This is a genomic window from Pelagovum pacificum (genome assembly GCF_016134045.1).
GTDB classification, from domain to species: domain Bacteria; phylum Pseudomonadota; class Alphaproteobacteria; order Rhodobacterales; family Rhodobacteraceae; genus Oceanicola; species Oceanicola pacificus_A.
Window position 1 is genome coordinate 1,844,619 of record NZ_CP065915.1, and the last position, 23,664, is coordinate 1,868,282.

At 65.8% G+C, this 23,664-nt stretch carries 20 protein-coding genes and 2 tRNA genes; 14 read left to right on the forward strand and 8 right to left on the reverse strand.

Annotated elements, in window-relative coordinates:
- Positions 1–82: 82 nt before the first annotated feature.
- Complete coding sequence (locus I8N54_RS09120; RefSeq protein WP_140192862.1) at positions 83–1,021, forward strand: alpha/beta hydrolase family protein; 939 nt, start codon at positions 83–85, stop codon at positions 1,019–1,021.
- A 305-nt stretch (positions 1,022–1,326) separates the two neighbouring features.
- Here I8N54_RS09120 and I8N54_RS09125 read toward each other — a convergent pair whose 3' ends face one another.
- Positions 1,327–2,214, reverse strand: coding sequence for an SDR family oxidoreductase (locus I8N54_RS09125; protein WP_140192861.1), 888 nt, complete (start codon positions 2,212–2,214; stop codon positions 1,327–1,329).
- A 93-nt stretch (positions 2,215–2,307) separates the two neighbouring features.
- On the opposite strand from I8N54_RS09125, the gene I8N54_RS09130 reads away from it, so the two are divergent.
- Entirely contained in the window at positions 2,308–2,853 is a 546-nt protein-coding gene (locus tag I8N54_RS09130) for a TetR family transcriptional regulator (protein WP_197097441.1), read from the forward strand.
- 175 nt (positions 2,854–3,028) lie between these two features.
- Here I8N54_RS09130 and I8N54_RS09135 read toward each other — a convergent pair whose 3' ends face one another.
- Complete coding sequence (locus I8N54_RS09135; RefSeq protein ID WP_140192860.1) at positions 3,029–3,397, reverse strand: hypothetical protein; 369 nt, start codon at positions 3,395–3,397, stop codon at positions 3,029–3,031.
- 103 nt (positions 3,398–3,500) lie between these two features.
- Here I8N54_RS09135 and I8N54_RS09140 point away from each other — a divergent pair, with 103 nt between their 5' ends.
- The 4 genes from I8N54_RS09140 (at position 3,501) to I8N54_RS09155 (ending at position 7,457) form a co-directional block, all read left to right on the forward strand.
- The gene (locus I8N54_RS09140) at positions 3,501–4,397 is read left to right on the forward strand and encodes an AraC family transcriptional regulator (protein ID WP_140192859.1); all 897 of its coding nucleotides are present in this window, start codon (positions 3,501–3,503) and stop codon (positions 4,395–4,397) included.
- A gap of 182 nt (positions 4,398–4,579) precedes the next feature.
- Positions 4,580–6,370: a sensor histidine kinase gene (locus I8N54_RS09145; protein ID WP_140192858.1), complete on the forward strand. Its 1,791-nt coding sequence runs from the start codon at positions 4,580–4,582 to the stop codon at positions 6,368–6,370.
- Positions 6,371–6,760: 390 nt separating this feature from the next.
- A complete protein-coding gene (locus tag I8N54_RS09150) occupies positions 6,761–7,339 on the forward strand; it encodes a histidine phosphatase family protein (protein ID WP_140192857.1) in 579 nt (192 codons plus the stop codon).
- A 42-nt stretch (positions 7,340–7,381) separates the two neighbouring features.
- A tRNA-Val gene (locus I8N54_RS09155) sits at positions 7,382–7,457 on the forward strand.
- 270 nt (positions 7,458–7,727) lie between these two features.
- Here I8N54_RS09155 and I8N54_RS09160 read toward each other — a convergent pair.
- From I8N54_RS09160 to I8N54_RS09170, 3 genes are all read right to left on the reverse strand, one after another.
- Positions 7,728–8,990 (reverse strand): O-antigen ligase domain-containing protein, encoded by a 1,263-nt coding sequence (locus I8N54_RS09160; RefSeq protein ID WP_140192856.1) that lies wholly within the window; start codon positions 8,988–8,990, stop codon positions 7,728–7,730.
- Positions 8,990–10,429 (reverse strand): GumC domain-containing protein, encoded by a 1,440-nt coding sequence (locus I8N54_RS09165; protein ID WP_140192855.1) that lies wholly within the window; start codon positions 10,427–10,429, stop codon positions 8,990–8,992. The genes I8N54_RS09160 and I8N54_RS09165 overlap by 1 nt, the downstream gene beginning before the upstream one ends.
- Before the next feature lie 111 nt (positions 10,430–10,540).
- Complete coding sequence (locus I8N54_RS09170) at positions 10,541–11,158, reverse strand: response regulator transcription factor (protein WP_140192854.1); 618 nt, start codon at positions 11,156–11,158, stop codon at positions 10,541–10,543.
- Between the two features lie 251 nt (positions 11,159–11,409).
- On the opposite strand from I8N54_RS09170, the gene I8N54_RS09175 reads away from it, so the two are divergent.
- The 3 genes from I8N54_RS09175 to I8N54_RS09185 all read left to right on the forward strand — a co-directional run bounded on the left by I8N54_RS09175 (position 11,410) and on the right by I8N54_RS09185 (position 16,027).
- The gene (locus I8N54_RS09175; protein WP_140192853.1) at positions 11,410–12,801 is read left to right on the forward strand and encodes a WecB/TagA/CpsF family glycosyltransferase; all 1,392 of its coding nucleotides are present in this window, start codon (positions 11,410–11,412) and stop codon (positions 12,799–12,801) included.
- Positions 12,802–12,903: 102 nt separating this feature from the next.
- Positions 12,904–13,410, forward strand: a complete 507-nt coding sequence (locus tag I8N54_RS09180) for a molybdopterin-dependent oxidoreductase (RefSeq protein WP_140192852.1) — start codon at positions 12,904–12,906, stop codon at positions 13,408–13,410.
- Between the two features lie 58 nt (positions 13,411–13,468).
- Positions 13,469–16,027, forward strand: coding sequence for an ATP-binding protein (locus I8N54_RS09185; protein WP_140192851.1), 2,559 nt, complete (start codon positions 13,469–13,471; stop codon positions 16,025–16,027).
- Between the two features lie 13 nt (positions 16,028–16,040).
- On the opposite strand, the gene I8N54_RS09190 is transcribed toward I8N54_RS09185, so the two are convergent.
- Positions 16,041–17,240 carry a polysaccharide biosynthesis/export family protein gene (locus I8N54_RS09190; protein ID WP_140192850.1) on the reverse strand — a complete coding sequence of 400 codons (1,200 nt, stop codon included), beginning with the start codon at positions 17,238–17,240 and terminating at the stop codon, positions 16,041–16,043.
- A gap of 202 nt (positions 17,241–17,442) precedes the next feature.
- On the opposite strand from I8N54_RS09190, the gene I8N54_RS09195 reads away from it, so the two are divergent.
- Genes I8N54_RS09195 through I8N54_RS09210 form a run of 4 tightly spaced genes read left to right on the forward strand, consistent with a single transcriptional unit; the run spans position 17,443 to position 21,629 of the window.
- Entirely contained in the window at positions 17,443–18,678 is a 1,236-nt protein-coding gene (locus I8N54_RS09195; protein ID WP_140192849.1) for an oligosaccharide flippase family protein, read from the forward strand.
- 4 nt (positions 18,679–18,682) lie between these two features.
- Positions 18,683–19,603 (forward strand): glycosyltransferase family 2 protein, encoded by a 921-nt coding sequence (locus I8N54_RS09200; RefSeq protein ID WP_140192848.1) that lies wholly within the window; start codon positions 18,683–18,685, stop codon positions 19,601–19,603.
- Positions 19,604–19,614: 11 nt separating this feature from the next.
- On the forward strand, positions 19,615–20,592 hold the full coding sequence (locus I8N54_RS09205; RefSeq protein ID WP_140192847.1) for a glycosyltransferase family 2 protein: 978 nt from the start codon (positions 19,615–19,617) through the stop codon (positions 20,590–20,592).
- Complete coding sequence (locus I8N54_RS09210) at positions 20,589–21,629, forward strand: glycosyltransferase family 4 protein (protein ID WP_140192846.1); 1,041 nt, start codon at positions 20,589–20,591, stop codon at positions 21,627–21,629. Before I8N54_RS09205 ends, I8N54_RS09210 begins: the two co-directional genes overlap by 4 nt.
- Positions 21,630–21,988: 359 nt before the next feature.
- Here I8N54_RS09210 and I8N54_RS09215 read toward each other — a convergent pair whose 3' ends face one another.
- Positions 21,989–22,747 carry a polysaccharide deacetylase family protein gene (locus I8N54_RS09215; protein WP_232790457.1) on the reverse strand — a complete coding sequence of 253 codons (759 nt, stop codon included), beginning with the start codon at positions 22,745–22,747 and terminating at the stop codon, positions 21,989–21,991.
- A 192-nt stretch (positions 22,748–22,939) separates the two neighbouring features.
- Here I8N54_RS09215 and I8N54_RS09220 point away from each other — a divergent pair.
- Positions 22,940–23,016, forward strand: a tRNA-Asp gene (locus tag I8N54_RS09220).
- Between the two features lie 40 nt (positions 23,017–23,056).
- Here I8N54_RS09220 and I8N54_RS09225 read toward each other — a convergent pair.
- On the reverse strand, positions 23,057–23,617 hold the full coding sequence (locus tag I8N54_RS09225; protein WP_140192844.1) for a GNAT family N-acetyltransferase: 561 nt from the start codon (positions 23,615–23,617) through the stop codon (positions 23,057–23,059).
- Positions 23,618–23,664: the final 47 nt, after the last annotated feature.

The window sequence follows — 23,664 nt, forward strand, 5'->3', positions numbered from 1 at the left end:
CGTGTGAACTGCCGAAGTTCAGACACCGTGATCCCGCACCGGGGCGCGGCGCCATCCCTTCATGACCAGGAGCCTGTTTCCCATGAACAAACTGATCGACCTATCCCGCCATATTCCTGCGCCCGATGCGGCGCCGACCGTGGCCTATACTCCCATCACCCTGCCGATGGAGGGGCGCCAACCGCTAGAGCTCCGCATCACGGCGCCGGTGCAGGGCACCGCCATTCCGATTGTCCTGCTGTCGCATGGGCACGGACCGTCGAACTACATCGCGTCGAAGGATGGGTACGCCCATCTGGCGCAGTTCTGGGCCGAGCGCGGCTTTGCGGTGATCCAACCCACCCATGCCAGCTCCCATGTTGCCGGACTGCCCTCGGACGCTGAGGGAGCGCCTTTCTTCTGGCGCGAGCGGGTGACCGAGATGAAGACCATTCTCGACCGCCTGGACGAGATCATGCAGCAGGCACCGGCAATCTCGGGGCGCCTGGATCCGGCTCGGGTCGCGGCCGTGGGCCATTCGCTTGGCGGCTACACGACCAGCCTCTTGCTGGGCACCAACGTGAAGGGAGAGGACTTCCGCGATCCGCGTATCTCTGCGGGCATCCTGTTGACCGCGCCCGGCCGTGGCGGCAGCGAGCTCACCCCCGAAAGCGCCGAGCGTTTTCCCTTCTTCGAGGTTGATTTCTCGACCCTGACAACGCGGGCGCTCGTGGTCTGTGGCGATGCCGATCAACCGCACTTCACCACCCGTGGGCCTGACTGGTTTGCAGATTCCTTCCACGACGGCCCCGGCGCCGAGGCGCTGTTGACGATGCATGGTGTCGGTCACGGGCTGGGCGGCATTGCCTCGCTCGACGCAAAGGAAACCGAGGCCGAGGTCCCCGACGTCCTCGAAGCCACCAAGCGCCTGACGCTCGCCTGGCTGCGCGACGCGCTCGGACTTGAAGAGGCGGCGTGGCGGACGGCCACCGACACGCTGGATGGCCCCGCATCTGCGTTGGCGCGGGTTACTTCTGCATAGGAGGCGAGCCCGGCTCAGGATCGCACGCTCGTCGAATGGCTGAAAGTCTTGGAAGCGCTGGCAGAAGTCTTGCCCCCCAGGCTCGAATTGCCGCAGCGCGTCGGAAGCGACAGCGGGCATAGCTTGGGCAAGTGCTGTCCTGCAGCGTTTCGCTCAGTCAAGAACCTCAACACAATATGGGTCGGACACGGCGAGGCCTTGCCCCGCCGTGTCCGGCTTTTGCCCAGCTCTCCGGTAAGCGGCAGTCTCGCCCTTGCCGACCTTGTTCACGGGCAGACGGCAGTCCGGCGCGATCCTAACGAGCTTCAGCCTTGATAATCGGGCTGCTCAATATCGTCGACGATCCCGGGTTGTTCGGGATGCCAGCCGAGCGTTCTTCTCGTCCAGACGTTCGAGGCGGGACCGTCGTTTCCGACCCAGACCGCCAGTGGCCCGAAGTGCGCCTCAGCCTCTGCGGGCGTTAGCGACACAGCCGGCAGGCCGAGTTGGCGTCCGATCGCCTCGGCGATGTCCCGGAATGGGACACCTTCCTCCGCAACAGCGTGATACGCTTCGCCCTGAGCTCCGCGTTCCAGCGCCAGCCGATAGACGCGCGCGGCGTCCAGTCGGTGGACAGCGGGCCACATCTGCTGCCCGTCTCCGATATAGGCGGAGACGCCCTTTCCCTTCGCGACTGCGGCCAGCATTGGAACGAAGCCGTGTTTCTCGCCCTTGCCGTGCACCGACCGCGGGTTACGGACGACATTCGCGTGCAGGCCGCGGTCGGCGAGCCCAAAGGCCGCCTGTTCCGAAGCCCGCGGGAAGTCCGGCAGAACCTCCGGGCGCTCGTCCTCGCAGGTTTTGCCGCCGGTCACATTCAGAAAACCGCTGGTCACGATGATCGGCCGGTTAGATCCCGCGACCACGTCGCCGAAGGTCTCGATCGCGGTCCTGTCCTCCGCAGCGAGTTCCGCAATTCTGGAGATGTCGAGCCCGAAAGCCGTGTGGATGATCCCATCCGCATCTTCAGCACCCTGACGCAGGACGTCGATGTCTTCGAGTGAACCGACGAGCGGTGTTACACCTTCGGCGCTCAACGCCTCTGCTTTGCCTGACGCACTCGTCAGACCCGTGACCGAATGACCCGCGGCGAGAAGGTCCCGGGCAATCGTCGAGCCGATCCAGCCGCTGGCCCCTGTCAGAAAAACACGCATGATCAATCTCCTTGCGCATGGTGGCGGAGATCCTATGATCTCTGTCAGTCACTGACATAGATCTGATGTCAGTGACTGACAAGGGAGTAAGTATTGGCAGATACTGCGAGGAGTCGGCTGCAGCAGGCGGCGGTGGAACTGTTCCGTGAACGGGGGTTCGACAGCACCACGGCTGCTGAGATCGCTGCCCGTGCTGGCGTCACGGAGCGCACCTTCTTCCGGCATTTTGCCGACAAGCGCGAAGTTCTGTTCGACGGGCAGGCGGTGCTTCTGGAGGCGCTCCTTGCCGCGATCGACGACATCCCTCGCGATGCCCCGCCGCTCGACACCCTGTTTCGGGCCTTCCAATCGGTTTGCCCACTTCTAATTGCAAATCGCCCGTTCTCCGAGCCCCGGCAGGCGGTGATCGCCGCAACGCCGTCGCTTCAAGAGCGCGAACTGGCAAAGACGGCCGCTCTCGCCGCTGCGCTTGCGCAGGCCTTAAGCGCCCGCGGCGTCTCTGATGATCGAGCCGCTTTTGCCGCGCAGATCGGAATGGCCGTCTTTGCACACGTCACGGCGGCGTGGCTGGACAAGAGCGAGCCGGGTCTGACGGAACGCCTGGACCGAGCGTATCACGATCTTCAGACGCTGATATGATCCGCGTCGATTGAGACCGTTGGATGTCGCAACGGCTGTGGGAGAGGGCGAACGAGGTGTCATTGCCGGTTGGCTCGAGTATCGTTCCTGGTCACGGTCACGCACCTGCATGACAGGACCTTCTGGTTTCGCTTGGCTTCGAGAGCGACCAGCAGTCGGAAACGTGCCGCGTTCATCAGCCAATCCACCAAGTCCAAGCAAAAGCCGCACCAAGTACCGCCTCGGCGGCGACCGAGCGAAAGATGCCTGCGCTGACACGTCGAGCGAGGAACTCGTAGAGTCCGAGGCCTGCCAGCAAGATGGCCGTTCCGCCCAAGACGAGGCAGACCGCCGAGCGGATGTCCGAGGGGCCGGCCGTTCGCCCGAAGAAAAACACCAGCGCGAGGCCGAGGTACATCAGCCCCATCCGACGAAACAGGATGAGAGCGCCAGTCGTGCTCTCAAGCCCCCACTCTTTCAGCAGGCCTCCGCCGAAGAACATGAAGCGGGTACCGAGAGCAATGCACGCCGCTGTCATGACGAGCGCCAGTATATGGAAGGTCACAGGCCGTCTCCGTTGATGAAGTCATCGCCTGATCCGAGACATAAGCCGTCGACTCCGGACGAACTATGCGCAACGGTCCAATCTTTATTGGAGATCATCCAATATGGACCCACTATCCGACGTCATCTCCTTTCTCCGCCTTCGCAGCTACCTTGTCGGCGGCTTCGAGGCCGGAGGGAATTGGTCGGTCGGTTTCGACGCGCATGATGCCGTCAAATGCTACACCGTCGCTGATGGTGCCTGCTGGATCGCCGTGGACGGCGCGGACGAGCCCGTTTTCCTGCAATCGGGGGACTGCTTCATGCTGCCGCGGGGCCAGCCCTTTCAAATCGCCAGTGACCTGAACCTGCCCCCCGACGATTGGCGGCACTATTTTCTCGGCGCCGAGGAGGGCGCGCTGGTGAAGCTGAACGAGGGTAGGGGGGTGACGGTGCTCGGCGGCCACTTCGCGCTCGCCGGGCCGCAGGCCGAGGTCTTGCTTGGTGTGCTGCCACCCATCGTCCATCTGCGCGACGGACCGGAGAGTGAAACGCTGCGCTGGACCTTCGGGCTGATGCGGCAGGAACTCATCGCTCTGAAGCCGGGCGCTATCCTTGTCGCACAGCAACTTGCGTGCATGATCTTCATCCAAGCGCTCCGCCTCTACCTCAGTGAGAGCAAGCGCATCGGCTGGCTGTTCGCACTGTCAGACCAGAGGATCGGAGCCGCCATTCGGGCCATCCACCGGGACCCGGCGCAGCGCTGGACAGTGGAGACTCTCGCCATGGAGGCCGGCATGTCGCGGTCCGGCTTCGCGGCGCACTTTCGAAAGTTGGTTGGCGAAGCCCCGATAGAATATCTTACGAAGTGGCGTATGCTCCTCGCCGGACGCAGACTGGAACATGGCGAGCCCATCGGCCCCATTGCGCATGCCCTCGGCTATGACTCGGAAAGCGCGTTTCGAACCGCGTTCAAACGCGTCACGGGCAGTAGCCCACGGCAGTACGCAAGGTCATTCTGACATCGCGATGCCTCCTCCTTCAGCCGTAGGTCATAGAACGCATTTCAGCGCCGACGAAGTGTCCGAAACACAACGCTCTCTTGTCATGCAAATGTCATGAATGATTGGTCGAAGGTCAGACAGTAGCTGGACTCATCACGCGTGGCTGAGCCGCATGATATGGATGACTCCGGAGACCCTCGTTGAACTGTTTCGAAAGCCTCGTGATCGACGGAACCTTCGAGGTCGGCATCGCCATCATCTGTCTGATCGCCGGATTGACGCTATGGACTTGGCGTCGCCCCGTCGGACAGGGAAACGACTTCTTTCTACTTACGCACGTCGGGCTAATGACTTGGCTTGGATTGTCGATCCTCCAAGTGGCCTCACCAACGGCATCGTGCAAAGTCTTCTGGTACACCCTGACCTTACCCGCGCTGACGTTCAGCACGATGAGTTGGTCCCTGTTCTTGATCGAATTTGGGCCGCTGCAACTTAGAGGCGTGAGGCGTTGGGGCTATCCTGCTCTTGCAGTATCGACGCTGGCGCTGGCCTTACTCGCCGCGACAAATGGCTGGCACGAGTCCTTGGTGACCAGTGCCACCCAACTCACCTTCTTGGACGAAAGACCATCGATCACGCCGCAGTGGGGAAGAGCGTTCTATGGAATGCTGGCCTACAACTATGGCTGGGTGACCTTTGCGGCCATCGTATCTTTGAGGGGCTTGCAGCAGGCGGGTCCGTCCTTCCGGCTCCTGTTCGGCAACTTGCTGATCATGACCTTGGTGCCCGTGGTGACGAACACGGCCTACCTTCTTTTCGGTTTTACGATCGCCGGTGTCGATCCAACTCCCTATGGTTTTGTAATCTCGCTCGTTGCTTACGGATGGATACTGGTGAACAGCCGCCTTCTGAGTGTTGAGGTCGTCGGCGAGCGTTATCTTTATCAATATGCCGACCATCCAAAGGTCATCGTCGAGAGAGCGGGCAAGCTCGTCTCCATGAACCCCTTCGCCAAAGCGCTGATCGACGGGCCAGGCGGTGAGCAAATGCGAGAGACGGTCGACAGGATGGTCGCAACGCTGATCGCTGGCGAGAAGATCGATCCGCATCATCATGACGTCATTGACGGACGGGCGTATCGCCCGAGCGTACTCTTCGTCGAAAACCCGGTGCATCCCGACCGGCCGTTCTTGGGATGGACGATCAACATGGTGGATGTGACCGAAGAGGAAGAGACGGCACAGCGCCTCATGGCTGCGAACGAGCGCGCCGAAGAGATCGTCCGCCTGCAATCCGAGCTTGTCTCCGTCATCAGCCACGAGTTGCGAACGCCGCTTACGTCGATCCGCGGTACGCTTGATCTACTCGAAGTCGGCAAGTTTGGTGAGTTGCCAATACCTGCACAACGGGGGATCGGTATAGCGCGGCGTAACAGCAGGCGGCTCGGTCGGCTCATCGATGATCTGTTGAACCTTCACAAGCTCGAGGCAGGGCAATTCGAGTTCCATCTCGATGATCTGGAGGTCACGCACATTCTTGAGGCGGCCATCGAGGACCTCGAGAGCTATGCGCTCCAACGGAACGTTCGACTGGTGTTCAACAAGGGAAGCCAGGCGTGGATCCGCGCCGACTTCACCAGGTTGCAGCAGGTGATTTCAAACGTCGTCTCCAACGCCGTGAAATTCTCGGCGGATGGCGGTGTGGTCCGGATCGAAGCTGTTAAAGCTGACGACTTCGTTGAGGTCCTGATCACGGATACCGGTGTGGGAATAGCTGAAGGCTCCGAGGAAAACGTGTTCGGCCGCTTTGCGCAGATCGATAGTTCATCGACGCGAGCTCAAGAGGGAACCGGCCTGGGTATGACCATAGCCAAGCTGATGATCGAAGAGATGGGTGGTCAGATCTACTACCGGAGCAAACTCGGAGTCGGAACCACCTTCCATCTTCTCGTACCGCTGGCGAAGGTTGAGAAGCTCGAGGCGGTCGCATGACGGGATGCGGTCTTTACGCGTGAACGATGCAGCGAGCTCATAGTCCTACTTAGAGTATGATCTCGCGGCGGGGCTTCGGTCCCGGTAGGGGCCTGCTCTTGGCGAATGGGGTGCAGCCATATGAGAGCTCTTGGGAACTGAGTACGGTATCACCAGTTTGCCGGACGAAGATGGCGCTGAACCGTGCTCGTCGGTTTGGTTTCGGTTCGCATTGACCGCTCTCAGGCCTCTTTGTGTGGGTTGAAGCCGACCACAAAACGAACATCACGCCCTGCACTACCCCCCGAAGGCAGAGGCCATTGGTTCGAATCCCATAGGCTGCGCCATCATACTTCTATTGCCGTTATCCACCCGCTTGCCCGCCTCACGGTGCTCGGTTAACCCCGCGATATGAGCCTTCCCGAACTCCTTGTCATTCGCCACGGTGAAACCGAGTGGAACCGCGAGCATCGCTGGCAGGGGGCGCTCGACTCGCCGCTGACGGAGAAGGGCGAGGGGCAGGCGCGCGATGTCGGCGGCATCCTGCTCGGGCTCGGCGTCTCGGCGACCTCGCACCGGTTCCTGACCAGTCCGCAGCCCCGGTCCCGCCGGACCTCCGACCTTGCGCTCGCCATCATCGGTGCGTCGGCGACAACGCATGACGCCCTGCGCGAGATCGGGGTCGGCGATTGGACCGGCCTTTCCGCTGTCGAGATCGAGGCCGGCTGGCCTGGCCCGGAGGATGAGCATTTCCTCGACCGCTACGCCCGCGCTCCGAACGGCGAGCGCTTCGATGCGCTCTGGAAACGCGTGGGCGAGGTACTGGACAGCCTGGACGGGCCAACGGTTATCTTCACGCACGGCATCACGTCGCGCGTCCTGCGGACCCGCGCGCTCGGCCTGACCCTGGCGGAGCTCGACGAGGTGCCGGGCGGGCAGGGGGTAATCCACCGTATCCGCGACGGACGCCACGACACGCTCGCGCCCTGAGGCTTGCAGGCCGCGATCCCGCAAGGTAGATCACGCCGCACCGGGTGGTTAGCTCAGTTGGTAGAGCGTCTCGTTTACACCGAGAATGTCGGGGGTTCGAGCCCCTCACCACCCACCAATAAAATCAGAGTCCAAGGTCGATTTCTCAAGATCCGGCCCGGTTCACTGAAACAATCGCAGCCGGATCGGTGCGCGTTGCCGCCTGAATATCTTGTGAAATCCGTAACTCTTACCGAGCCGACCAAGTGCTCATGCTTGGCACAGGTCTTCAGCGGTAGGGCGCCGCCGCCCCTCGACAGTCGAAGATCGAGGGCATGACGCTCCTCCACGCTTTGCCTCTCTAGGTCACCTTCCGAAGGCGGAAGGTTCATCAAAGCCGCTGGGTATGTCATCGTTCCTCGACGCTCATCTCTCGCAGATGCACCCCCAGCAGGACCAGTCCGGGCCAGAGCATGTAGGCCTCGATCTCGAGGTTCTCGCCGAAGGACAGAAGCGTGATCGTCATCAGGATGCCGAGCGGCAGGCGGCCGCGCGGGTGGCGGGCGGCATCGGTCATGGCGGTCAGTGTGTGCCAGACCATCGGCAGGAGCAGGGCGGCGAAGCCGACAAGGCCCTTCACGAAGAGCAGCCCGAACCAGGTGTGATGACTGCCGATCGGCATGTATTCCACCGCGTGCGACCCGGGGTGAACCGTGCCGTGGCCGAACCAGACGGCCTCGTTCTCCCAGCGTTCGCGGGCGATGCGCTGCAGCGTCTCGCGCACGCGGGTGCTGTCGGCGCGGGCACCCTTGAAGGCCGAGACGGCGTCCTGTGCCAGCGCGACCAGTGCCGTGCCGACCACGGCAAGCGACGCCGTCAGCGCCGCCGTCATCTGCCAGGCCCAGCCCTTCAGGATCAGCGGCAGCATCCGGGGGCCGATGGTGCAGGCGACAAGGCCGACGAGCCCCATGCGCGACTTCGAGGCGAGGATCATCAGCACGCCTGCGGCGACACCTGCGGCCATCCACCTGCGGTCGCGGTCTTCCAGCGCGAACAGCACCATGATGACGCCGAGCAGGGCCGCAAAGGGCGACCAGGGCGCATAGAACTGCCAGCGCGGGGTCCAGCTGGCCGGATCGTAGGTGAAGAGGAAGACACTGAAATACTCCGGTCCCGGCCCGCCGACCGCCTTGAGGGGTGACGTGAAGATCCGCTCGGGCAGGCCGATGTAGGGCGCGACCAGCAGCAGCGGTGCCAAGGCCAGCGTCCATGCCCCGATGACGCATTGCCCGCGGATCAGGATCGCGCGACGGATCGGAAGCACCGCCCCGACCAGCGGGAACAGCGCCAGCAGGGCCCAGCCCTTGGCCCAGCCGATCGAACTCTTGATCGTCTGCTTCAGACCGAGCCCCCAGTCGAGATGTCCGGCCCAGAGCGCGATGAGCATCACGGCCATGCCCGCGAACCACGCCCAGACGAGCGGCGGCACCGGGCCGGTCGCCCGCAGATCCTCGCGGATCGCGGGGCCGAGGTAGAGCGACAGCACGGCCAACCCGCCGAGCACCCAGGCCAGCACCGGGCCGACGACATAGAGCGCGCCGACCGCGTAGAATGGCCATGTCAGGGTCATGGCCTTCAGGACCATGCGCTCGGCGGGGTTGGCGGGGGTCATCAGGCAATCTCTGGCTTGGACAGCAGCCGACCGATCAGCGCGGAGCGCATCCAGCCGAGCATCAGTCCGAGGAGCATCATCATCGTCGCCGCACCGCCGGCCGCGATGGCGAGCTTCTTGTTCGGCGAAGACGGCGCATCGGGAAGCGACGGGTTCTCCAGCACCTGCACCAGCGGGTAGGAGGCATAGACATCGGACTTGGTCGACTGGGTCCGGGCGATAGCGCTGGCAAAGACCGCCTCGGCGACCGAAAAGTCGCGCTGCAGATCCTGGAGACGCGCGGCGGGGGCGGCGAGCGCACGTTGCTCGGCCAGTTCATCGGCCAGCCGGGCATTCAGTGTTTCATACTGGCGGGCGATGCCGGCGCGATCGGCCTCCATCCGGACGAGCTGGGCGAGGAGTTCGGCCCGTGCTCCGTCCGGCGCGAGGTCGAGCGCGGCGAGGGCATCGGCGTTCATTCCGGTTACGGCAGCTGCCCGCGTCAGCGTCGCGGTCGAAGCCGATTGGTGGGCAGAGCGCGCGTCCTGCAAGCGGGGGTGGCTTTCCCCGAACATCGAGCGGGCCTCGGCCAGTGCGGCGGCGTGGGTGGCGACTTCGGCGGTCAGAGCCATGAACTCGGCATCCGCGAAGAGCTTCAGCGTTGCGGCGGCAGAGCTTGCCGGCACGCCCAGCGTCGCTTCCAGCGTCGCGACGCTTTCGTGGGCTTCGTCGAGTTCCGCGGCGAGGTCGCGAACGCGGGCCTGAAGCTGGCGCGTCTCTTCGACCATCGCGTCGTACTGGTCGCTGGAGACCAGTCCGGTTTCGTCCTGCAGGGTGGCGATGTCCTCTCGCGTCGCGGCGACGGAGGTGCGGTATTCGGAGATCGCGGCAAGGCCGCTGTCCTCGCGCGTCACCAGCTCGTCCCGGCGCAGGGCGTCGATCTCGCGGAAGAAGGCGCTCAGGAGGGCGTCGGCCCGGTCACGCGCGTTCTCGGGGCTGCCGCCGGTCATCTCGAGATGGATCAGGCTGGTCTGGTCGACAAGGCTGATCCGGGGCCGGCCGAACGCCTCGCGCGGCATGTCCATGTCGCGGGCTGCGGCTTCGAGGATCCGGTCCGCACCGATCAGGCGCTTGTAGGTCTCGGTCGGGCCAACGGCGTTGGAGGAAAAGGCGGAGTTGGCATAGGACGACGCCTGACCGATCCCGTTCAGGTTCATCGAGGCCGACGCACCGGAGCCTGGCAGGATCAGCGAGGCGGTCGATTTGAAGGTCACCGGCGCCGTGCGGACGTACCCGGTGATCGGCGCCCAGATCATCGCGCCGCCGAGCAGCGCGAAGGCCAGATAGCGCGGGAACCGTCCGAGGTCGCCGATCCGTCCGCCAAGCAGAATGCGGCGGCCGTCGATGCGGCGTTTCTTCCGGGGGCGGTCGGCTGAGCCGAGGGTATCCTGCATGGTCATCGGGCGTCTCCTTTGCCCGGTAACCTTAATGGACGGTCACGTTCCGCGCCGCTGCGCGCCCGGTGAGCCGATGGGGACAAACGGCGCCCGGCGCCTACCCGAAGGGATAGGTCAGAACAGCCCGGCCTCGCGTGCGATCAGCGCCGCCTGCGTACGGTTCGAGGCGCCGACCTTGCGGTAGAGCGTCTTCATGTGGAGCTTGATCGTCGGCTCGGTGATGTCGAGATCGCGGGCGATCTCCTTGTTGGACTTGCCCTCGGTCAGGCCCCGCAGCACCTGCAGCTCGCGCGGTGTCAGCTTCTCGGCGAGCGGATGCGTGGTGGTCTCCTCCACCGCGGTCATGAAATCGATCGGGGCGTACTGCTCGCCCATCGCCATGAACTTGACCGCGTTGATCATCGACTTCGCCGGCAGGGTCTTGGGCACGAAGCCGGCCGCTCCGGCCTCGAGCGCCTGTTCGGCGACGTTGCGGGTGGCTTCGCCCGACAGCAGCGCGACACGTTGACCGCCCTTGAGGGCGAGCGTGCGGCTGAGCCCGTCGAGCCCGTTCATCCCCGGCATGTTGAGATCCAGCAGAACCAGGTCGAAGGGCAAGTCGTCGGCTTCGATCGTGCGGTGCGCGGCGGGAAGGTCGGGCACGGTGACGGCTTGGATGTCGCCCTGCGCCTCCAGGTACATCACCAGAGTATCCCGCAGCAGGTCGTGGTCGTCGGCAATCAGAACGCGCATCGGTCACTCTCCATTCAATCGTAGCAGACCTAGGCGGAAACCTTGCCCATTGTGCGTCAGAAGTCGAGCAAAGCCGGGACGGCCGCGACGGCACTTTCGGCGGGGTAACCACCCCCTTCGGATAGGCGGGCCAGCCGCTGGTGAGATTTCGTTAACCAAAGCGCCGCCGACCTCGCCGGGCGCTCCGTTGAGCGGCGGCGCGGCTCTCGTCACCCTTTGGGCAACCTCCTGTCATGCAAAGGATTTGCCCGATGAAACACGCGACCTTCGACCTCGATCTCACCCCCGCGTCCGCCATTCCCGGTGCGGCGCTCGCCACAAAAAACCTGCCCGCGCTCGACCTCGATCTCGTCGACGCGCCGGCGGAGCGGACCATCGACGTCCTGCTCTCGCCCGGGCGTCGCCGGGTGGTCTTCATGAATGCGCATTGCTGCAACATCCACCGCCGCGACCGCGCCTACCGCGAGGCCGTCGCCGGCGCCGACCTGCGCTTGCCCGATGGCATCGGTGTCGAGCTGGCCGGACGCATGACCGGCGACCGGCTGGCAGCGAACCTGAACGGCACCGACCTCGTTCCCGCGCTGCTGGCGAAGGCAGCGGGGCAGGGCAAGTCCGTCTACCTGTTCGGCGGCCGTCCCGGTATCGCCGAGGCTGCTGCCCAACGGCTGAGCCGGGACATCCCCGGCCTGCGCATTGCCGGCACACGTGACGGATACGACGGCGCGGCGGACCCGCAGGCAGCCGTCGCCGACATCAACAACTCGGGCGCGGACATCCTCCTCGTCGCGCTTGGTGTGCCGATGCAGGAACTCTGGCTGCATCGGCACACTCATGACCTCACGCCCGACCTCGCGCTGGCCGTCGGGGCGCTGTTCGACTTTCTCGCCGGGACCGTCAGCCGCGCGCCCGAGATTGTCCGGAAGCTGCGGATGGAATGGGTCTGGCGCCTCGTTCAGGAGCCGCGCCGCCTTGCGAAGCGCTACCTCGCGGGGAACGTCAGCTTCCTGTTCCATGCCGCGCTCCGAGCCTATGGTCCGGCGAGCGCCGACGACGCGAAGCGGCGGCTGCTCGACCTCACCGTGTCGACGATGGCGCTGATCCTGCTTTCGCCGATCCTCTTACTGACGGCGCTCGCCATCCGGCTCGACACGGCTGGTCCGGTCTTCTTCCGGCAGGTCCGCGTCGGCCAGGACGGCAAGGAGTTCACGATGCTGAAATTCCGGTCGATGTCCGTGGATGCCGAGGCCCGGCGCGACGAGCTGCTCGCCTCATCCGACCGCGATGGCATCTGCTTCAAATCGAAATCCGATCCGCGCGTCACCCGCGTCGGCCGCATCATCCGACGGCTTTCGATCGACGAACTGCCGCAAATCTTCAACGTGCTCACGGGCGAGATGGCTATCGTCGGCCCCCGTCCGGCCCTGCCGAGCGAAGTCGCCGCCTACCCGAAGCGCGCGCTCGGGCGGCTGGCGGTCAAACCGGGGATCACCGGCCTCTGGCAAGTGTCCGGCCGCGCCTCGATCGGCTTCGACAAGATGGTGGAGATGGACATCTCCTACGCCGTCTCCCGGACGCTGCTGGTCGACCTGTCCCTGATCCTGCGGACCTTCGGTGCGGTGCTCGGCGGCCGCGGTGCCTACTGACCCAGGCGACCTATCCGAACGGATAGGTCGCTATCCGCCTGACCCTTTGGGACCGGGGTGCCTTTCATGGCAAGATGGTCCCGTCAAACTGGAGCGTACCCCATGCTGTCTACCCTCAGACTCTCCGCTGCGGTCCTGATCGCGGGCACCCTGTCCGTCGCCGCCCAGGACCTTGCGGCTCCCGAAGGGCCGGTGATCCTCACCGTCTCGGGCCAGGTTTCCGCCACCAATGCGGGCGACATGGCCGAGCTCGACCTCGCCATGCTCGAAGAGATCGGCCGCGAGACCATAGAGACCGAAACGATCTGGACCGAAGGCGTTCAGACGTTCGAGGGCGTGCCGCTTCATGCGCTGGTCGAGGCGCTCGGCATCGAGGGCGAAATGCTGCGGGCGACCGCAATCAACGACTACACGGTCGAAATCCCGCTCTCCGACGCGGTCGAGGGCGGTGCGCTCGTCGCCTACAGCCTGAACGGCGCGCCGATGTCGGTTCGGGACAAGGGGCCGCTCTGGGTGGTCTATCCCTTTGATGCCGACGCCGACTTCCGCACCGAGGTCATCTACTCGCGCAGCATCTGGCAACTCGACCGGATCGAGGCTGTCGACTAGCCTCATCCCCAGAGGTCATGGGCCCGACCGGGCGCGGCGACCGGTGGAGGAGATCGCGATGAAGCTCGGTACGGAAACGCTCGGACGAGTGCGGCTGCTGCTGTCGCTCGCCCTCGGGACCGTCGCGCTCGTCGCGATCCTGTTCCTGTCGGTCAATGTCGCGCGCGATCTGCGGCTGCTGAACTCGGCGAGTTCGGACAACGTCCAATGGAGCTTGTCGCAGGCCGAGGTCGAATTCCTGGAATTCGAACTTCAGCTGGAGGGCCCGCAGGACGATGTCGACCTCGCCGATCTCCGGCAGAAGTACGACATCTTCTACAGCCGGGTGACAACGCTCAGGCAATCGTCGATCTACGCCGAACTACGCGAGGAAGACGCCTTCGCACGACATCTGCGGATCGTGGAGACCTTCCTGTCCCGCACCGTGCCCCTGATCGACGCCGCCGACCCCGCGCTGCGCGACGCCTTGCCCGAACTCTCGGACCGGACCGAGGAGGTGCGGCCCGATGTGCGGATGCTGGCGAACTCAGGGCTGAACTTCTTCGCCACGGCCTCCGACGTCGGGCGCAACAGGATCGCAGTCACGCTGACCCAGCTTGCTGCCGGGACGACGTTCCTCATCCTGCTGCTGCTGTTCTTCGCCATCTACCTGGCCCGGCTGAACGCCCAGAACAGCCGCCGCCGGGCCGAGGCGATCGAGGCCGGACGCCGGATGAACGTCGTGACGTCCACCGCCCTCGATGCGGTGATCGTCAGCGACACCGAGGGCAGGGTGCTCGACTACAATGCCGCCGCCGAGCAGATCTTCGGCTATACTGCCGAGGAGGCCATCGGCCGCAACCTGGGCGACCTGATCGTGCCGGACCATCACCTCGACGCGCACCAGGCCGGAATGCAGCGTATGCGTGACGGCGGAGAGCGCCGGGTGGTCGGCAAGGGGCGCGTCAAGCTGGAGGCGAAGCGGGCCTCGGGCGAAGTCTTTCCGGTCGAATTCGCGATACAGAGCGCCGAGACCGATGACGGCCTGATCCTGATCGCCTTCCTCCGCGACATCTCGCACCGGGTCGAGGCCGAGAGAGAGCTCGTCGCCGCCCGCGACCGCGCGCTTGCCGGCGAGAAGGCGAAGACCGATTTCCTCGCCACGATGAGCCACGAGATCCGCACGCCGCTGAACGGCCTGCTCGGCAATCTGTCACTGATGCGGGACACCGAGCTCAGCCCCGGGCAGGAGCGCTACATGCGCAACATGGAAACGTCCGGCAAACTCTTGATGAGCCACATCTCGGACGTTCTGGACATCACCAAGTACGATGCCGGAAAGCTCCGCCTGCGCCCGGTGGAGATGAACGTCAGCCGCCTGATCCAGGACATCGTCGACAACCAGGGCGGCGCGGCAGCGGCGCACCGCACGACGCTCGACTGGCGCTGGATCGGCCCGCCGGTCGAATGGATCCGCGCCGACCGGGACCGGCTGCAGCATGTGCTGATGAATATCATCGGCAACGCGGTGAAGTTCACGCACGACGGTCGCGTGATCGTCGAGGCGGAGGTCGAGGACCCCGACTCCGCCCGACCGGAATTGCAGATCACGGTGAGTGACGACGGTATCGGCATGTCGGAAGATTTGCGTGCCCGCATCTTCGACGACTTCGTCACCGGCGACAGTTCCTACGATCGGGATGTCGGCGGGACGGGCCTCGGCCTCGCCATCGCACAGCGCTTCATCAAGGCGCTTGGCGGGCTGATCGAGGTCGAAAGCGAGCCGGGCACCGGCAGCACCTTCCGCATCCGCTTCCCCGTGGAGCCGGTGGCTGATCCGACCGCGGAATGGTCGGCCCGCAAACCGGAGCGCAGGGCGCGGGCGGCGAAGATCCTGCTGGTCGAGGATAACGAGATCAACCGCGTCGTCGCCCGAGAGATGCTGATCGCCGGTGGACACACGGTGGAAGAAGCTCACGACGGCCAGATGGCCGTGGACAAAGCCGGACGCGAGTCGTTCGACCTGATCCTGATGGACATCAGTATGCCCGTGCTCGACGGGCGCGGGGCCACACGGGCAATCCGCACCGGTGACGGACCCTCCGCGCGGGCGCCGATCGTGGCTCTGACCGCGAACGCGATGGCCGAAGAGCAGGAGGATTTCCTCACCGATGGCATGAACGACATCCTCACCAAGCCGCTGAGCCGTGCGGCCCTGTCTCGCGTGCTGGCGGAGCATGTCGGGCAGGCGATGCCGGACGAGGACGATCACGTCAGTCCGGTGGTGGCGAACTCCTACCTGGACGACCTGCGCGAGACACTCGGGGTCGAGGCGCTGACTCGGCTGCTGGCGCGCTTCACGCTGGAAGTCGAGAGGGTCATCGGGGAACTCACGGTCGACCCGAAACCCGAGGCGGATGAGATCGCGCAGCGGGCCCACCGGGTCGCCGGCAGCGCCGCGACCTTTGGGGCGGTTGGCCTTCGGGAGTTGTTGATCGAGATCGAATCCGTCGCCCGCGAAGGCGACCGGGAGCTGCTCAACGACAAGATCGCCCTGCTTCCCGCGATGTGGGAGCTCACGCGCAACGCCCTCGCCACCGAACGCCGCGCAAGCGAGCGCGAGGACGTCTCGGGCTGAGGTGGCGGCGGGGTCAGAACCTCAGCACGCCGAGAATGCGCCCGACTTCGCCCACGTTGGTGACTGTGCTGTCGTAGCAGGCGATGGAGTCGCCCGGCAGCAGGAACGGGTCGTAGTCGTCCCTGTCGGCGCGGCGCAGCAAGTCCTCGATGTCGCGTTCGATGACCACCGACACCCCCGTGATCGGGTTGCGCGAGAACAGGACGGAGGAGCGGTTCGCACTGGTCGCGCGGGCGCCGCCAACGCAGTTCGTGTCGATGACCGCCTGAAGGTAGCGGGTCCCGTAGGGCACTTCGCGCACGTCCCGGCCGATGGCTGAGGGGGCGTTGCCGGTCGCGGGCTGTGTCAGGTTCGACAGGAACAGCGACACGCCGGGCGGGCTGATCGGGCTCGGTCGCATCAGGTCTTCCTGGAAGCAACCACGGCTCGGCACGTGTACCTCGTCGCCGGTGATCAGCATGATGTCGACGGCGTTCTGCCCGTCGAAGACGCCACGCATGTCGAGCGTGTAGAGCGTTCCGCCCCGGCGCACCTCGACGGCAGATATGTCGGCATCGGGTCGGACGCCGCCCGCCGCGCGCAGCGCCGCCGAGAGGTTGCGCCCCTCGGTCGATGCACCCATCGCAGCCTGCCGGCGGTCGTCGATCTGGTCGCCGGGCACGCCGCCGATCTCGACCGCGCGCGGCTCGAACACCGCGCCGGCGACGCCGACGGTGACCGACGCGAAGTCAGCCACCCGGACGGAGATCCGCGGCATGTCGCTGTAGAAGTCCCCGGCCAGGAGTCGGTTGGCGATCTCGGATTCGATCTCGCCGGTCGAGCGTCCCTGCGCGGCGATCGGTGACAGGAACGGCAGCTTGATCGTGCCATCGCGCGAGACGACGTAGTCGCCGCTGAAGGTCTCGTCCTCGCCGACGCGAATGTCGATCAGGTCGTTGCGGGTGATCCGCTCGCCGCGAAGCGACACGGCGGCGAGGCCACTGCCCTTGCCGTCCTCGCCGCCCCGTGGCGGAGCCGTGCATTTCTCTGCGTTCAGAGCGGGCGAGCGCAAGAATTCCGCCTCCGCACGCGTGACATGCGGAGTGCGGTACTGCGCCTGGTAACCGCCGCCGGAATCGACCGGTTCGAGGTTGTCGGGCGGGTCGATGGCAGCGCAGCCGACCAGCGACAGGGCCGCGATGACGGCCGTGGAATGACGAAGTGCCTGCAACATCTGGGCTTTTGTCCCAATCTGCTCTTTTGCCCATTGATAGGGGCAACTCGCCCTCCGGTCGAGGGAGCGTAGGGCCGGTGCATCCTATCCGTTCGGATATGATGCAACTCGGTTGCGGCACGAACCTGTCCGGGGGTGGCCAGGACCGCGCAAGGGTCCGGCGTTAAAACAGATTTCGTTAACCCTAACCGGATCTGCAAACATGACCGCCCAACGCCAGACATCCCGTATCGGCCGCAACCTGCTGGCCTACGGCGCATCCGAAGTCGCCGCCAAGGCGACCCGGCTTCTGGTCGTCGTCTCGGTCGCGCGCTCGCTCGAGCCGGCGCAGATCGGGATCGCCGCAGCGGCCATCGCCGCCGGCGACATCCTGAAGTCCCAGACCGAGAACGGGGTCGGCCAGCGCATCATCGCCGCGCCCGAACGCGATCTCGCCGCGACCTGCGCGACCGCGCACCGCATCTTCTGGGCGTGGTGCATCGGGCTGTTCGTGATCCAGTCGATCATCGGGCTGGTGCTGTTCGCGCTCGGCGGGAGCCTGATGCTGTTGATGCTGGTCCTGCTTCTGGCCGGCGAATACCTGTTCATGCCGGCGGGCCTCGTGCAGGCGGCGCTGGCGATGCGGGCGGGCAAGCTGCGCCAGACCGCCGCGATCGCGGGAGGCCAGAATGTCGCTGCGAACCTGATGTCCGCGGCCCTTGCCCTCGCCTGGGCCTCGCCGCTGGCGCTGGTGCTGCCGCGCCTGCTGACCGCCCCGGGCTGGCTGATCGCGATGCGCCGCCTGCACCGGTGGAGCCCTGACGCAGCCGCGCCGCGCGCGCCGCTGAAGCCGTTCTTCAGCTTCGGCTGGGCGGTCCTCGGCGTCGAAGTCGTGAAGGCGCTGCGTCTGCAGGCCGACAAGGTGATCGTCGGGACGCTCATGGGGGCCGAGGCGCTCGGACTGTACTTCATGGCGTTCAACGCCGGTCTCAGCCTCGCCGGATCATTCTCCATCGCTTTCTCGACCGTTCTGTTCCCGCATCTCTGTGCCAGCGAGGACCGCAACCAGGCGCTGCGGCAGAGCATCCTGCTGGCGATCGGACTGATCTCCCCGGCCGTCGTGGCCCAGGCGCTGCTGGCCCCGGTCTACGTGCCGATCCTGTTCGGAGACGGGTACGGGGACCTGCATCGAGTGGTTTCGATCCTCTGCCTCGTCGCGATCCCGACGACGCTCTGGTCTGCTGCCGCCGGCTGGCTGCGGGCCAGCGGCAATGCCCGCGCCGAGTTCGCCGCCACGACGCTTCTGACGCTCGCCCTCATGGCCAACACCGCGCTGCTCGCGCCGCTCGGCCTGCAGGCGGTCGCCACCGGCTACGCCCTCGTCGCGACGATCGTCATGGTCGGCGCGTCCATTCCCGCCCTGAACGCGGCCTTTGGCCGCCCGCTCGCCGAGGTCTGATCCAATGCCCGACATCTCCATCATCATTCCCTGCTACAATGCCGAGGCGACCGTGCTCGACACGCTCGAGAGCCTGAAGCGCCAGACCGTGACCGACTGGGAGGCGATCTTCGTCGACGACGGCTCGACGGACGGAACCGAAGTCCTGTTGCGACACGCCGCCGAAGTCGACCCGAGGGTTCGCATCGTCCGCAACCCGGGGAAGGGGCCGAGCGACGCCCGTAACTTCGGCGCGATGCGACTCGCCGAGGGGCAGCTCATCGCCTTCTGCGATGCCGACGACCTCTGGCGTGCCGGAAAGCTGGCCGAAGTGCGTGACGCGTTCCACGACCCCGCCACCGATGCCGTCTACGGCCGGATCGGGTTCTTCCGGGACACGCCCGCCGATGCGACGGTCTTCTCGACCGTGCCGGAGGGAGCGCTGACCATCGACATGCTGCTGGGCGAGAACCCGGTCTGCACGATGTCCAATATCACCCTGCGGCGCGACGTCTTCCGCGCCAGCGGCGGCTTCGACCGCACCATGGTCCACAACGAGGATCTGGAGTGGCTGATCCGCCTTGTCGGTACCGGCGCGAGGGTCCGTGGCCTTCCACTGCTTCAGACGTGGTATCGCACCAGCCTGGGCGGCCTGTCGACCGACCTCGCCGCGATGCGCGAGGGCAGGGCGAGGGCGCTCCGGACGGCGGTTCGCTTCGGCGTCACGCCGTCGGGCCGCAGCCACGCGATCCATCATCGCTACCTTGCGCGTCGCGCCCTTCGCCTCGGCGCACCGGGGCGCACGGCGCTCGGTCATGCGATCGCCGGGCTCGTCCGGAGCCCCTCCGGCTTCTTCTCTCCCGTCCGTCGCGGCGCGCTGACGCTCGCCGCCTCGACCATCGCTTCCCTGCTTCCGCGGTCGCTGCGCCGCGCCCTGTTCTGCTGAAAGGACCTGTCATGACCTTCGCTTCGATCATCGTTCCCGCCTACAACGTCGCTTCCACCATCGAAGAGACCCTGGCCTCGCTGCTTGCCCAGACTCACCCGGAATACGAGATCATCGTCGTCGACGATGGCTCGCGCGATGACACGCCAGAGATCGCCACGCGCTTCGCCCGCAACCCCAAGGTGCGGGTCATCCACCAGCCGAACCGGGGCCTTGCCGGCGCGCGCAACACCGGTATCGCCGCCGCCCGGGGCGAGATCATCGGCTTCTGCGATGCCGACGATCACTGGCTGCCCGAAAAGCTGGCCCGCCACGTCGCCCACTTCGAGCGCGCGCCGGAGGTCGGCGTCAGCTATTCCGGCTCCGCGCTGATGGACGATGCGGGCCGCCTCACCGGCATGGCGCAGACACCGCGCCTGACCGGCATCGACCCCAGCCTGATCTTCAAGCGCAACCCGATCGGCAACGGATCCGCCGTGATGCTGCGCCGCGCGGTGCTGGACGAGATCGCGTTCCGCCCGGCGTCCGAGCCTGCTCGCACCTGCTGGTTCGACGAAAGCTTCCGCCAGTCGGAGGATATCGAGTGCTGGCTGCGCATCGCGCTCTCGACCGAGTGGCGGTTCGAGGGCATCGCCGGGGCGCTGACGCGCTACCGCATCAACAGCGGCGGCCTCTCCGCAGCGACCGATCGTCAGCTTGCCGCGTGGGAGCGGATGGTGGAAAAGCTGGAGCCGCTGAACCCGTCGTTCTTCGAAGTGAACACCCCCGCCGCCCGCGCCTACCAGCTGCGCTACCTCGCGCGCCGTGCAGTCAGCGACATGGATGGGGCCCGCGCTCTCCGGCTCTGCCGGGCATCCCTGGCGAGTTCCGCGCTGCCGCTTCTCGAGGATACGGGCAAGACGCTGGTGACCCTCGCGGCCGCCGGTGTGCTCCGTCTGATCGGGGCCGGGAGCATGCGCGCCGCGCTTTCGCTGGCGGGCGCCCGATGAGCCTGCCGCGGGTCCTGCACCTCGTCGACGATACGACGGCCGGCGGCGTGATGCGGGTGATCGAGCACATCCGCACCTCGCCCGACCTCGCCCGGTCCGCCCGACATGACGTGCTGAGTGTCACGCGCGGCGCACTTCGGTGGGAGCGTCTCGGGGCCGACGTGATCGTCTCGCACCTGGCGGTCAGCTGGCGCTCCCTCCCGGCGCTCGCGCTGCTGCGCGCGCGGCATCCGCGAACGCCCCTCGTCCACGTGGAACACAGCTACACCGAGGCTTTCGTTGCGGAGAACGTCCCCAGTTCCCGCCGCTTCCACCTGCTGCTGCGGACGGCGTTTGCCCTGTTCGACCGGGTCGTCGCGGTGAGCGAGGCCCAAGGCCGCTGGCTGACAACGCGACGTCTCGTCAGTGCGGGCCGCCTCGCGGTCATCCGCTCCTGCGTGGACCTCACCCGGTTCCGGCAGCTGGCGCAGCCGGCGGGCAGGGTAGGGGTGATCGGAGCGATCGGCCGCCTCGACCGGCAGAAGGGCTTCGATCTGCTGATCGAGGCCTTTCGCCAGGTCGACGACGCCTCGCTCGAGCTGCGGATCATCGGAGAAGGCCCTGAGCTCGGGGCCCTTCGTGACCTGGCGGCGGGCGATCCTCGCATCCGCTTCATGGGGTTCGCCGCTGACCCGGCCGCCGCGATGGCCGACATCGACGCCGTCGTGATGCCGTCCCGCTGGGAGGCCTACGGCATCGTCGCGATCGAGGCGCTGGCAGCCCGGCGCCCCCTTTTGGTCAACCGGGTCGACGGCCTCATCGACCACCTCGAACTCGGGGCAATCCCGGTTGGTGCGAATTCAGTCGTGGCTTGGCGCGATGCGATCTCAAGCTTGTCAGTCAGCGGAGAGGCATCTTCCTATCGCGCAAGCGAGATGCTCGAAAAGACTTTCACGAGCCGCTGGGCAACCCTCGTCGGTGACCTTGTGCGTCTCACGCCTAGCGGTGCCCGGACATCCGGACGCGAGTGCTCATTTGCGGGTTGTCCGCCCACGTAGCGCGGTGCACTGGCCAACAGTTGAGGCCGCGCCATAACTTTCAAATGACGTGCCGCAGCTCCGATCCGGGCAGCGGCATGGCATGTCGCTTCCTCACTGCCGGCACTGACCGTTTTGGAGTGTCCTGCTAGGACCATGCTTCAGAGGCGCGTCGCGCCCCTGCAGTGCAATAGATAAATTCGATCCCGCACACGACGCCACGATCATCGAGGCGCGGCAATTCGTTGAGATGTGTAGCCTTGGAATGTCTCGCCAGACATATCCACGTCAGGCTGGTACAGGAGACTCTAGATCCGAGCCTCGGACGCGGTCCGCAAGCTTGAAAAGGGGTTCGAGCCCCTCACCACCCACCATTCCCGTCAGCTCAGTCGCCGGAAATGCCGGCTTTGCCATGTCGGCCAGCCAAGCATCTGGCTCACCGTCATGAACCGCATGCCCCGCTGGCGCAGTGCGTCGAGCGTGGCCGGCATCGCGGCGATCGTTCCGGCGTGGATGTCGTGGCTCAGGATGATGGCGCCCGGACGGCAGCCCGAGACGATACGGTTGGCAACGACATTCGCGCCCGGCCGCCGCCAGTCCTGCGGATCGACCGACCAGAGTACGGTCGGCAGGCGTCGGGATTCGTGCAGCATCGACCGCTGCCGCCGCGAGAAGGCGCCGTAGGGCGGGCGGAAGGTGACGGGCGGGCGGCCGGTGATCTGGTAGATCGCGTTGGTCGTGGCGTCGATCTCGGCCATCACGTTCTGGTCCGAGCGCCGGTCGAGGAACGGGTGCGACCATGAATGGTTGCCGATCTCGTGGCCTTCGGCAGCGATGCGGCGGACGATTTCGGGCCAGCGCACGACCCGGTTGCCGATCAGGAAGAAGGTCGCCTTGATATTGCGCTGGCGCAGGATGTTCAGGAGCTGCGGCGTCAGCGTCGGGTGCGGCCCGTCGTCGAAGGTCATCGCGACCGTCGGCTGTTGCGTGCGCACCGCCGTGACGGTTGCGGCTTCGTTGTGAACGATGTCGTCAGGCAAGGCGATGATCCCCTGCGCGGCGGCATACTCGGGAATGGCAGACAAGGCGAGAGCGCTTGCCGCCGAGGACAGAAATGTCCGGCGATCGATAAGGTTCAATGGAATGTCCCCCCAGGACATCAGGCAGTCAGGCGTGACAAGAAAGCGCCCGCGAATCGCCACCGGGCAACTTGATTCGCGCACGCTGCATGAATTGACGGACGGGCCGCGGCAGGAACGTCACGCAAACCGTGATCTTTCCTGCTTGACCCTGCCGGGAGCCGGGCCTAGAAACCGCGCCACGTTCAGAGGGCGGTTGTAGCTCAGATGGTTAGAGTACCGGCCTGTCACGCCGGGGGTCGCGGGTTCGAGCCCCGTCAACCGCGCCACTCTGAACGGTGACAGGGCCTCCATTCGGGGGCCCTTATCTTATCCCGAGTGGCGATCGCCGTCCTGTCGACGGGCTTCGTGCTCCCGCGCGAGGATCGACATGATCCAGTCGTCGACCCATGACCCTTCAACGCACGCAGCGTCCCGTTCGGTGCATTCGTGAACGAAGCCGCAGGACTCGTAGCAGCGGATCGCCCGCGTATTCGTGGCCAGCACGCGCAGATCGACCCGGTGCAGCCCGAGCGGGCCGAACGCATCGTCGAGCGCCAGCACGATCGCGCGCCGCCCGATGCCCTGGCCGAGGAAAGCGCTCGAGAACAGCCCGATGCCGAGCCGCGCGCGTCCGTCTACTACCGACAGGCTGTGCAGCCGCAGATGCCCCACCGCCGTGCCGTCACGCTCGATGATCCGCGCATAGGGCTGCGCCTGCATCCACGCGACCCAGTCGCGAGAGGCCGCGAAGCTCCGCTCGGGCAGATTTGCGGGATCGCCACCGTACATCCGGACGATCTCCGGTTCGGGCGGGTAGGCGGCGTGAATCGCCGCGTCCGCCTCCGCGACATCGCGCAGAGTCACGGTAGGGCTCGGGGCAGGCGGCATGATGTCGGTCCTCGTCGGCTCGGACTGCAGGATACGGGCTGCCGGCG